The 12,018-nt window shown below is 48.9% G+C and carries 6 protein-coding genes and 1 pseudogene; 4 read left to right on the top strand and 3 right to left on the bottom strand.

Annotation, left to right across the window (positions count from 1 at the left end; genetic code table 11):
* Positions 1-180: 180 nt before the first annotated feature.
* From ACYVB1_RS00735 to ACYVB1_RS00725, 3 genes are all read right to left on the bottom strand, one after another.
* Positions 181-1,518 carry an FGGY-family carbohydrate kinase gene (locus ACYVB1_RS00735; protein WP_460919474.1) on the bottom strand — a complete coding sequence of 446 codons (1,338 nt, stop codon included), beginning with the start codon at positions 1,516-1,518 and terminating at the stop codon, positions 181-183.
* Positions 1,519-1,647: 129 nt separating this feature from the next.
* A complete protein-coding gene (locus ACYVB1_RS00730; RefSeq protein WP_460919472.1) occupies positions 1,648-1,836 on the bottom strand; it encodes a hypothetical protein in 189 nt (62 codons plus the stop codon).
* 34 nt (positions 1,837-1,870) lie between these two features.
* Positions 1,871-3,277, bottom strand: a complete 1,407-nt coding sequence (locus tag ACYVB1_RS00725; RefSeq protein WP_460919470.1) for a purine-cytosine permease family protein — start codon at positions 3,275-3,277, stop codon at positions 1,871-1,873.
* A 914-nt stretch (positions 3,278-4,191) separates the two neighbouring features.
* Between ACYVB1_RS00725 and ACYVB1_RS00720 the strand changes: the two genes are divergently transcribed.
* From ACYVB1_RS00720 to ACYVB1_RS00705, 4 genes and pseudogenes are all read left to right on the top strand, one after another.
* Positions 4,192-7,338: a SusC/RagA family TonB-linked outer membrane protein gene (locus ACYVB1_RS00720; protein WP_460919468.1), complete on the top strand. Its 3,147-nt coding sequence runs from the start codon at positions 4,192-4,194 to the stop codon at positions 7,336-7,338.
* A 22-nt stretch (positions 7,339-7,360) separates the two neighbouring features.
* Positions 7,361-8,854 carry a RagB/SusD family nutrient uptake outer membrane protein gene (locus ACYVB1_RS00715; RefSeq protein WP_460919466.1) on the top strand — a complete coding sequence of 498 codons (1,494 nt, stop codon included), beginning with the start codon at positions 7,361-7,363 and terminating at the stop codon, positions 8,852-8,854.
* 311 nt (positions 8,855-9,165) lie between these two features.
* Positions 9,166-11,640: a glycoside hydrolase family 31 protein gene (locus tag ACYVB1_RS00710; protein ID WP_460919464.1), complete on the top strand. Its 2,475-nt coding sequence runs from the start codon at positions 9,166-9,168 to the stop codon at positions 11,638-11,640.
* 67 nt (positions 11,641-11,707) lie between these two features.
* Positions 11,708-12,018, top strand: a pseudogene (locus ACYVB1_RS00705) (transposase); the annotation flags it as partial.

Below are 12,018 nucleotides of genomic sequence, written 5' to 3'. Positions count from 1 at the left end.
GGCCTCATCAGGCCCTCAACTTCAGAGCTCCGGTTGATTTATTGGAAGAAATTGTAAATTGAAAAGTCAACTTTCAAATGGCTCAAAATACGGGGGAGCTTACATATGCATGGTGGCAGGAGGGGGATTTGTATGAAAGAGGGGCAGAGAGTTTTTTGGTATCACCTACTAGGAGGAGACCTAGTAGGGCCATATGTTTAATGCGAGTGCAGCCCCCAAAGCAGTTCCCTGCGCCGACTTTCCGGCTTTCACTCTCAGGTCAGGGAACGCTTTCTTTAACAAAGACATAAACACCTTATTTCGGCTAAACCCGCCGTCAACAACTAAAATTTTGAAGTCACTTAAATCTCCTTCAGCTGAAAGAAATAAAGAGTCCAGCTGCTGCTGAATAATCTGCTCCATCAGCTGATGATATGCCTCTTCATAAGTAGGATACAAGGCCAACTCCAATTCTACATGCGTGGCCGAAGCTACTTTTTTATTCAGTAGCGTCTGCTTCTGGTCGAGTGTATTATTATAGCTTGGTTGCAGATAATCTTGTGTAAGCTTCTCATCATATTGTACTGTTTTAAAATAATCCGATGGTTTTTGGTAATGTTTCGCCAGGAGTTCATTTTGCTCCTCATGCACATGACCGATAAGTTTGCGAGATGCCTTTACCGGATTGCCGCGATAAGTTAAATACTGAAGGCAATCTTGTTCTAAGTCTGACGTGCTTAAAGGCTTATGGGCAAAAGGATTCAGGGTGATACCCCAGGTGCCGGTAGAAAGGAGTAAGAAACGCTTGCGGTATTGCTTTAAGTAAGGAATAAGAGCAGACGAGCTGTCGTGTAGCCCTAATCCTGCAGGAATGGTTTCAGACCGGAAGGACGTTTCCAAAGGCCGGTAGTGTTGCCGCAGCGGGGGGAAAAGCTTGTCTAAACCCTCGGCATAAACCCAGGCATGGTAATCCTGTTTCTGAAAGTTCCAAAGGGCGGTATGGCAACCAAGGCTGGTATATTCAGTTAGTAGCTGCCCAGTGAAGAGATAGGCGATGTACTGGGGCAGGTGCAGCGTATGTTTGATTTGCTTAAAGAGACTGGGTTTCTCATGCTTTAACCAGTAAAGCTGCAGGCCTGAATTCAGCATGCCCAGTGATGGCGATGCCGTTTCTTCTGAGAGTAAGCCCTTGTCTCCATAAGTGCTGTAGAATTGGCTTTCCAGGTGCTCCGAGAAAGGCTTTGAGTAGCTGTAAAGAGGCGTAACAGGCTCGCCTGCATCGTTCAGGTGCACAAGGCTGGCGCCATACGTGGTAAAATTCACAGCCAATACGTCATAGCGTGTATCGTCTTCCAAAGCCCTCCATGTCGTGCGAAGCCAACGTGTGAGAGCCTCTAAATCCTCTCCTTTGTCTCCGTCATCATCCACAATTTCTTCAAATCTTACTTCCTCCTCTTTCACAATATGATAGCGCTGATCATATAGCAGGAGTTTCTTGTTTGCTTTGCCAATATCAAAGACGGCGATACAAGGCATCATAATGAGAGTGTTTGGGTAAAAGTTAGACAATAGGTTTGTTGGGCAGGAGGGAAGCTCTTGACGTGGGTCCTCAGTAGGAAGGCAACAACAGCAGACCTGCTTCAGCGGAGTACCATGTAGCGGCAAAAGCTACGTTGTGGCCGCTTCCGGTTTCTGTTTGTTCATCCAGAAAGGTGCCGTGAAAAACCAGAGCAGGGTACCTATAAACATCAACGTTTTATGAAAGCTAAGTTCGATAGCTCCTGCAAACACTAAGAAAGAAGGCACTACCGTCAGAATAAGGCCTATATAGGAGATGATTTTTAAGATAGCTTGCATGATAGTATAAGTGGGTGGGGGTTGCGAAACCTGATTACAATGAATTTGCTGAAACTTTCACTTCCAGCTCTCTTACTTCCTTCTGCTGGTAAACTTTGCTTAAGGCGATGTAGAGCGCTGCAGCAATAAACCAACCCGGCAGCCCCAGGAAGAAAATTTCGATGCCCTGGTAAAAGTTTAGGAATAAGCACACCAGCAAGGTGGCAAGCCACGTAACTCCTGCCGCCACGTTAAAGTTAGTTTTTGCCACGCTGGCATAGTTGCTGCGGAGGCCAACTTTAGGCATGATATAAAAGTCGATGAAGATGATGGCTCCCATTGGCATGAGGACCAAACCATAGAGCGCAACAAAGTCCAGCAGCCTCATCACCAGGGCAGGGAACAGTGCTGCAACAGTTGTTACCAGGCCTACTATCAAGGTTACCTTCCATCTTTTCACAGCGGGCACAATAGACTGTACAGCTAAGCCTGCTCTGTAAATGGTGGGATTAGCGGTGGTCCATCCAGCAATCATCACGCAAATAGCACCTGCTATGCCGGCACTGTTGTAGGCAATAGGACCCGGCGTTACCTCACCGCTCGCGGCAGCCACCAAAATACCGGAGGCAATCCAGGCCATCACATGGCCGATGAACATACCAGTAGTGGAGGCAAAGCCATACTGCCATTTTTTTGCATATCTCAGGATAGAGAGGTCGCCCATGCCTATGTGCATGGCCATGTTGGCAAACCAGGCAAAGAAGGTTACATGCCAGAAAGTGAATTTACTGAATCCTTCCACCGGAACGCCATTCCATATCCGGGTCTGGGCTACTTCCCAGAAGCTTCCTACAGAAGTGATGCCTAACTGTGGCATCACGGCAAAGGCTGCTGCCACAAAGACGAGGATCATCCAGGGAGCGCAAACGTTAGCGAATTTAGATATCTGCTCATACCCCAGGATAGCAACAATGGTGATGACAGTACCTACAAAAAATACGGTGACCATCCAGCCCACGCTGGAAGGATACAGGTCATCCAGGCCGGGCATTGCGATGTTAAAAGGAATACCCACTGCTGTTGCCGCTACCGCAATCATAGAGCCTGCCAGGAAACAGAACATCAAGGCGTTTACAAGGTTATAACCGGATACAAGGTACCTGCCGCATATTTTCTCTAACTGGTAGTACAGCGTGAGCCTGGCTTTTACGGCTATAGGGGCACATAAGAATGCCCAGCTTAATACGGCTAAAATGTTGCCGACCAGCAAACCTAAGAAAAGGTCCGAGGCACTTACGCCATGCACAACAAACAAAGGCCCAATCACAAATTCAGTTCCGGCTGTGTGCTCACCGGCATACATGCCAACAAAACTTTTCAGGCCTTTCAGCTTATGCGCAGGAACCGGCTCTCTCTCATATTCATTGATGGAGTCTAACTGTGAGGCAAGGGTCTTCTTCATTTCTGTCTTTATTTAGATAATAAATTTTCGGCTTGTGCTGCTGCTTCTGCAGCATGTGGCAAGGCTGTACATTAGTGGTAGCCTGCTGGTATCAAATTATCCTGTACCATTGCTGCTTTACTCTTCATTAAGCTATGGATAGAAAGCATTAGATGTGTAAAATAGGCATAATTGATTTCATAACTGTCCGGTAGTGTCCTGTATTAGCGGCTGTATGCGAAATATTTTTAAGCCCGGGAGCAGGCAGCGCACCGGGCTTCTCCAATTACAAAGTACTACCTGAAAGTCAACATCTGTCTGCTGCCACAGGTGCGTCAGAAGAACAACAGGAAACTGCTTCCCCTCGAGTAAAATTTACAGTTCCTCACTACAGAAGCAGCGGCCCATCATAAAGGCAGGTTTAGAACTAACTCCATACGCTTCATTTCCTGATCAGGAATTCCCCTTTCAGCCTTTCTTGTCAGCTACAGCCTATAATGGTTCAATGAAGCTTGCAGGTCAGTTGCTCCGGCCAAGGCCTGTCAGGCGCATGCAAATAACCATTGGGCAATGCTTTCTTTTTCCTGCTACAGGATAGAGCAGGATAGAAAGCTTTTTTGAATGCTATAAATTTAGAATAAGATACAGGTTCTTCATTTTCCGAAGAACGGTTGCAGGAGCCTTTGCTCTGCTAAGGCACAAGGCACATAAAAGGTAAGGCATTATTAAAAAAGCGCATCCAGGTAAAGCGGTGTCACCTTCTGTTTTTCGCTTTTAAGCCCTGCCCGGCATAAGGATACAGGGCACTGCTGTTGTTAAAGCTCCTTTAAGAACCGGCTTGCTATAGGAAGTTCTGATTGTAAATAATTCTAATATGATAACTAAAACGCTTACCTATGAGAAGTAAAAAACAGCTATGGCAGCTAAAAAGCTGTATGGCATTTATACCTTTAGCTCTTGCTGGCGCTGCTCTTCCCCAGGAGGCTTTATCGAATCCTTCTGCTGTATCAGCGAATGTTTTCCAATGGACTATAACAGGTAGGGTAACATCTGCAGCAGGCGATCCGCTGCCTGGTGTAACCGTGTTACTGAAAGGTACCACCACCGGTGCCGCCACCGGGCCAGATGGTTCTTTTTCTTTGTCTGTGCCGGAGACACCCGGAACGCTGGTGTTCTCTTTCGTGGGCTTTAGCCCGGTAGAAAGGTCCTTCTCCGGGCCACAAACGTTCAACGTTACCTTATCGGAAGACTCCGAGGCGCTGGAAGAGGTGGTGGTAGTGGGTTATGGTACCCAGAAAAGAGCTGACATTACAGGCGCTATTGCTACTGTAGATTCCAGGGCGATTGAAGAAAGACCAATTGCCAGAGTAGACCAGGCCCTTGTAGGCCAGATGGCAGGTGTGCGCGTGCAGCAGACCAGCGGCGTGCCCGGCAGAGGCTTTAGTATTCAGGTGAGAGGTACAGGCTCGATCAATGCCAGTAATGAGCCGCTTTATGTGATAGATGGTTTTCCGCTGGATGTAGCCACACAAAACTCGGCTGGAGGTTTCTCAACCGGAAATCCTTTAGATAACATCAACCCGAACGATATAGAGTCTATCCAGGTGCTGAAAGATGCCTCCGCAGCAGCCATTTATGGTTCACGTGGCGCGAATGGTGTGGTTATCATCACAACCAAATCAGGCAGGGCCGGAAAGCCAAAAATTACTTTCAATACCTACATGGGTTGGAATGAAACAGCGAAGAAGCTGGATGTGCTGAGTGGAGAAGAGTGGATTGAAAGAGCGATAGAGGTTATCAATTATAACTGGGTAACCTCCGGAGTGGGTAGAACAGCAGAGCAGACGACTGCAGAAAGAGTTGCAACGCATGGTAGTTTCAATCAGAACCTGATGCTGGACGAACGTTGGTTGCAGCCTGGCTACCCGGGGCTTACCTTGATAGACTGGCAGGATGAGCTTTTCAGAAAAGGTTTTGTGCAAAACTACCAGGTGGCCGCATCCGGCGGAAATGAGTTTTTAAACTACTATGTATCAGGAGACTACCTGGATCAGGATGGTATAGCGATAGGCATTGGCTACAAGCGGTATTCTGCAAGAGCAAATGTGGAGGTGAAGGCCAGCGACAAGTTAAAAGTAGGCATCAACCTAAACCCATCTTATTCCATCGCCAGTGACCCAGGCGTGGAAGGCCGTGACAATCAAATGCACGTAGCGACCTCTCATACACCGGTTTCAGAAGATACGGTTGGTATTGACGTCAACGTCGGAAACAACAGGAATTACCAGTGGGGCTTTTCGAGAAACAGCCCAGTAAGAGTGATTGAGCAATCCATCGGAGACACTGAGATTTTCAGAACACTGGCAACCATATATGGCGAGTACAGCATTTTAGACAACCTGGCCTTCAGATCCACCATCAACTTGGACCATTCTGATGCGAGCACAAAAAGCTACAGACCAGCCACAGTGAGTGGTGTGCTGGGCAACAGGCAGGCGTTTGGTAACTTTAGCGGGTACCGCAGGCAAACATTCGTGAATGAAAATACGCTGTCCTACAACACCGTATTTGCTGACAACCATAGTGTTTCCCTGTTAGCTGGAGCCTCTTACAATTTTGGGAGCTTTAACAACTTCCAGATCAGAAGTGCTGAAGGGTTCGGGTCTGATGATATCAGCACACTCAACGCAGCCAATAACATCAATGTAGGCCAGACTTATACAGCCGAAAGCAGAAACACGATGCTTTCTTACTTCGGCAGGATGCAGTATAGCTTTATGGACCGCTACCTCCTTGGGGTTACAGTGCGCCGTGATGGCTCCTCCCGTTTCGGTGATGATACCAAGTGGGGTACCTTCCCGTCAGCCTCTTTAGGATGGAGGATTTCTGAAGAAGCCTTCATGAAGGGGGTAGACTTTGTAAGCGACATGAAGCTAAGAGGAAGCTGGGGAATCTCAGGAAACAACGGTATCGGTAACTACTCCCATATTGCTTTGCTCGGGTTCTCAAACTATACTTTTGGAGGCAACCTGGCAACCGGCCAGGTGCCGCGTAACTTCCCTAACCCTGATTTAGGCTGGGAACAGTCCGAAACCTATAACATAGGCTTAGACCTGGGGCTTTTCCAGAACAGGGTCTTCACTTCATTTGATTACTATACCAAAACCAATACCAACCTCCTGTTAAACATTCCGGTGCCTACTGCTACAGGTTTCTCCAGCGCACTTACCAACATCGGTGAAGTCTTTAATCAGGGATGGGAATTTGAGTTGGCCACCCACAATCTTACAGGCGAGTTCAGATGGGACACCAACATCAACTTGAGCCACAACGAAAACGAGGTAAGGCAGCTAGGCCCTAATAACACGCCGATACAAAGCGGTGACTTTGACCCGCCTCACAACATCATGATGGTAGGAGAGCCCATGAATGTGATTTATGTGGTCAGAAGAAATGGCATCCTGACACAGGAAGACATCGACAACGGGGCAGCACTCTATGGAAACCAGACAGCTGGTGATGTGCGGTACTTTGATGCCAATGGCGATGGCGTTATCACGGCAGATGACCGGGTGATGATGGGCGACAGAAACCCTGATTATACCTGGGGTATCACAAACTCTTTTAGCTTCAAAGGTTTTGACCTTCGGGTGCTGGTGCAGGGCCAGCAGGGTGGCCAGATTTACTCTTTGTTTGGCCGCGCTACCGATAGAACCAGTATGGGCTGGGTAGAAAATACCTTGGGCGTGCACCGCAACCGCTGGAGATCACCTGAAAATCCGGGAGATGGCAGCCGTGGCAAGGCAACAGGTAGATTCGGGTTTATTAAAAACTCGGACTGGATCTATTCCTCTGATTACTGGAGAGTAAGAAACATTACGCTTGGGTATGATTTAGGCAGGTTAATGAGAGGCAACAAATTTGTACAGGGAGCCCGCATTTATGCAAGTGCTGAGAACTGGTTCGGAGCGGATGAATATGAGGGCGGCTACAACCCGGAGGCAGTTAACTCCGGAGGCGACGACTACGGTGCTTTCCCGCTGGCAAAGTCTATGACGTTTGGACTAAACCTCACATTTTAATTAAATCCTAAAAGTGTTAAAGATGAGAAAGTTATCCTTATTTATATGTTCCGCATTAATGGTGGGTTTGATTTCCTGTGAGGAAGAACTGGACCAGGCGCCGCTATCGGATGCCAGTGCGGCTAATTTTTATCGTGATGCTGCTGATTTTCAGCAGGCTGTGAACGGTATCTATGCGCAGCTCCGCCCTTACCCTGACAGGCATTTCAACCTGTCAGAAATAAGGTCAGACAACATGTATGCCACCACAGAGATTGGCGTAAGAGAGCATGAACCGATTAACAATTTTGTGAACACGCTGGAGACTAATTCGCTTGTGATCTCGGCATGGAACGAAAATTTTAATGGCATTATGCGCGCCAACACAGTACTGGACAGACTGAATGTCAGTGCAGTACCGGATGATGCCCAGCGAAACCAGTTTGAGGGGGAAGCAAGTTTCCTGAGAGCACTCTATTACTTCGACCTGGTGCGCTTGTATGGAAAGGTTCCGGTATATAATACTTCTGTGTCTCCTGCACAAGCACTGGAGGTGCCAAGAAGTCCGGTGCCAGAGGTGTATGACCTTATCGTGTCTGACCTGAACACGGCTATACAAACGCTGCCAGCTTCATATGGCGCTGCCAACAGAGGAAGGGCTACCTCATGGGCTGCCAAATCACTGTTAGCGCTGGTGCACCTGACCCGCTCGGCACCTACTTATGGTATCGAGGGCCCCGGATTAGCTGTGAACGAATATGCAGAGGCGCTTACGTTGCTGAATGATGTCATTAACAATGGCCCATATTCCTGGGTAGAGGATTATTCCAACATCTTTGCCTACACGAACGAGAATAATCCAGACATTGTGTTTGATATTCAGTTTCTGAGTGGCGGGCTTGGCACAGGAGGCACATACCCTGGCACGATGGCACCAAACTCTTATTTCAACGCTGTGGGCATACCTTTTCCGGCGGGTCTTGAAACGAAGCCTCTCTCCAACGACCTGATAGAAGCTTACCCTGCGGAAGATGTTCGTTTAGGCGTTGCCGTACAGCAGGGATTTACAGATGAGTTTGGAAACAGTGACCCGAGACCCTTCTTCAGGAAATTCCTGGATGAGGACCGGTACGGCCTGGACCGCTTTGACTGGGGCATTAATTTCCCTATCATCAGGTACACCGATGTGCTGATGATGAAAGCGGAGGCTATTCTTCAGGGTGCACCGGGCACACAGGCGGAGGTAGATGAAATCGTAAACCGTGTCAGAGCCCGAGCCGGGCTGGAGCCTGTTTCGGGAGTAACGCTGGATATGTACCTGGAAGAAAGACGACGTGAATTTGCAGGAGAAGGACATCGCTGGCACGATCTTGTTCGAACGGGTAAGGTGATAGAAGTAATGAATGAATGGCTGCCAACTGAGGACACCCGCAATGTGATGGCGAATAGCCTTGATCCGAATTACATTATCTATCCTATTCCGTTTAGCCAGTTGCAGGTAAAAGAAGGCCTTTACCAGCAGAATCCAGGGTATTAATGCTGTGTTAGTTTAAATTGATGAAAGTATAAAAGAAGAGCGGCCCTGGCAGGTCGCTCTTCTTTTATATTCAATGCAGATTAGCTTTTATAATATCCTGCTTCAGAACTTAAGCATACAGGCAACCAAGCCAGGAACAGTAAAGCTTTACCGGACAGTGCAGGATGGCAACATCAGCAGAAATACCTATTTTTATTTCTAGCCTTCTACTACGCACATGGTAGAGGCTATATGCTGCTGTCTCTACCTTGGAACAACAGGTAGAGACACAGTATCAATCATCAACTCATCGTAAGAAAATATACAACAGAATGATACAGAGCTTAAAGCAGGTAGTTGCAATCCTTATTCTTCTCCAGGCATTCTGCTTACCAATGCTGGGTCAGAGCGCAGTCGGTAACTACCAGTCTGGCTTTAGGCAGCAGGGGAACGAGGTGTTTTTCAGGAACGCCAATGCGGACGTAAAGCTGGAGTTTCAAACACCGGACATGTTCCGGGTAAGGGCCAGTTGGGGCAGAACATTTCAGCCGAACGAGCCTTACATGGTCGTGCAGTACAACTGGCCAGCGGTAGCGGTAAAGGCATCGGAGCAGCCTGACCACTTCCTGCTGCAAACAGACAAGCTCGACATCAAAGTAAACAAAGCTCCCTTCGGTATTGCGGTCTATACAAAGGATGGCAAATTGCTGACAGCTGATGCCACAGGCGGAGAAGGCCTTGTAAAAGATGGGCAGGCCGTTGCTGTAAAGAAGCAGCTGGCGCCGGACGAGCACTTTTTTGGCTTCGGAGAGCGAATGGACTTTTTGGACCAGCGAAACAAAAAGCTCAGCCTGAATGTGGGCAGGGGCAAAGGGCTGCCGCACCACGTGGGGGCTTATAATGTGCTGGAGGCAAACTATTCGCCGGTGCCTTTCTTTATGAGTACCCGCGGCTACGGCATCTTCTTTCATACTGCCTACCCCACAGAGTGGGACATGGGCATGAGCAACCCGGAAAGCTACAGCTTTAAAGCAGAAGGCGGAGAACTGGACTATTACTTTATGTACGGGCCAGGCTTTCCGGCATTGTTAGACAGCTATACCTCCCTCACCGGGAAAGCACCGCTTCTGCCACAGTTTGCGCTGGGCCTGCATGTGGGTACCTATAGCGGAGGCACCTGGGGGCACGAAGCCGAAACATCTGACAACTATGTAGTGGAGCTGGGGCGAAAGTTCAGAACCTACGGCATACCGGCCGATATCCTGCACCTCGATTCTACCTGGCGCATCTTCGGGAAGCAGGGAGGAAAAGGCGCTACTTCTTTTGAGTGGCGGCCAACCTTCAAAGATCCCAAAGGCATGTTCGATAGCCTCTATGCCATGGACTACAAAATGGTGGGCCTGCACCTGCGGCCACGCTTCGATAACGGGGAGCAGCTAAACCTGCTGGCCATGGCGCAGGAGCAAGGCTTTGTATACCCGGAGCAGGACTCGCCCGGGGAGTTTGTGAATTTCTTTGACCAGAAAGCAGTAGACTGGTGGTGGCAGAACGGTGTAAAACGCATTGCCGATTTGGGAGCCATGTTCCTGAAAACAGATGAAGGCAGTGCCTTTGGTGCCCTGGCCAACGAAAGCGACAAAGTGGGTCCAACAGGAGAGGACATCAAGTGGAAGCACAATATTTTCCCGCTTATCTATACCAAGGCTTCTTACGAGAAATTCCAGGAGCATAACGGCATACGTGGCATGGCCCACACCCGCGAAGGCTACGCCGGCATTCAGCGCTACCCATTTATCTGGGCGGGCGATTGGCCAAGCGAATGGCAGTATTTTGCACCTGTTATTAAGGCAGGCCTCAACATTGGCTTGTCTGGTGTCAGTAACTGGTCGCATAACATGGGCGGATTTGAGCACGTGGCTGACCCGGAACTGTATATCCGTTGGGTGCAGTTTGGTATGTTCAGCCCGGTGGCGCACCTGCTCGGCATGGAACACCCGACTTACAAAGAGCCCTGGAATTACGGCGAGAATGCGCTGCGAAACTTCAAGAACTACGACCTGCTGCGTTACCGGCTTATCCCGTACATGTACAGCAACAACTACATCAATCATACCACCGGTGTGCCCCTTATGCGTGCCTTGGTGCTGGAGCACCAGAACGACCCGAACGTATATGATATAGCCGATCAGTACATGTTCGGCAATAACCTGCTGGTAAACCCTGTAACCACGAAGGGTGCCAAGACACGCACCATCTACCTGCCAGAAGGCACCTGGTTCGACTACTGGACAGGCAAGAAGTATGAAGGCAAGCAGTATGTGCACGTGCTCACGCCGCTGGATACCATCCCGATGTTCGCCAAAGGAGGCGCCATTATCCCGATGCAGCCGGAGATGAAGTATGTTGGCGAAAAGCCGGTGAATACGATTACGCTGGATGTTTTCCCACACGGAGCTTCTAAGTTCGAGCTTTATGAAGACGATGGCAGAAGCCTTGATTACAAAAATGGAGAGTTCGCCATCACAGAAATTACTTCAAACCTATCTAACACAGGATTGAATCTGGCCATTCAGAAGCCAAAGGGCAGGTACAAAGTGCCGTCGCACAATTACCTGGCTAAAATCCACTGGAACGACAGGAAAGCACCCGCCAGCATCACAGAGAACGGGAAAAAGATAAAAGCTGTGGCTAACGCTGCCGCCCTGGAACGCGGAGCAGGCTGGTACTACGACGCTCCGAACAACCTGCTCTGGATCAAGACAAAGCGCTCCAACAAAGAAGACATTAAGCTGGATGTGAAAATGTAATGAGAAAGCTAACAGTCCTCCTTAAATGAATAGCACTAAGTTGCCTAAAGCCCCTTCNCGAATTGCCATGAAAAAATCAAAGTTCACAGAGGCGCAAATCATCTTCGCCATCAAGCAAGCAGAGACGGGTGTCAAGGTGGAGGAGGTATGCCGCAAGATGGGCATCTCGGATGCCACCTTCTACAACTGGAAGAAAAAATACGGTGGTTTAGGGGTGAGTGAGCTGCGCAAGCTGCGGCAACTGGAGGAGGAGAACCGGCAACTCTGGGCAGCTGGTGGCGGACCTGAGCCTGGACAAACAAATGCTGCAGGATGTGTTGCGAAAAAAGCTCTGAGACCAGCCCAGTCAAAACGGCTGGTCTCAGAGCTAACAGAAAA

The sequence above is a fragment of the Pontibacter brevis genome (genome assembly GCF_054779655.1).
Note: the sequence above shows the minus strand (reverse complement) of the source record. Positions and strands in the feature narration are given on the sequence as shown.

What these genes read in the sequence shown, in the direction of transcription:
- ACYVB1_RS00710 (WP_460919464.1), top strand. Translation starts at nt 9,166, where the DNA reads ATGATACAGAGCTTAAAGCAGGTAGTTGCAATCCTTATTCTTCTCCAG.
- ACYVB1_RS00735 (WP_460919474.1), bottom strand. Translation starts at nt 1,518, where the DNA reads ATGATGCCTTGTATCGCCGTCTTTGATATTGGCAAAGCAAACAAGAAA.
- ACYVB1_RS00730 (WP_460919472.1), bottom strand. Translation starts at nt 1,836, where the DNA reads ATGCAAGCTATCTTAAAAATCATCTCCTATATAGGCCTTATTCTGACG.
- ACYVB1_RS00715 (WP_460919466.1), top strand. Translation starts at nt 7,361, where the DNA reads ATGAGAAAGTTATCCTTATTTATATGTTCCGCATTAATGGTGGGTTTG.
- ACYVB1_RS00725 (WP_460919470.1), bottom strand. Translation starts at nt 3,277, where the DNA reads ATGAAGAAGACCCTTGCCTCACAGTTAGACTCCATCAATGAATATGAG.
- ACYVB1_RS00720 (WP_460919468.1), top strand. Translation starts at nt 4,192, where the DNA reads ATGGCATTTATACCTTTAGCTCTTGCTGGCGCTGCTCTTCCCCAGGAG.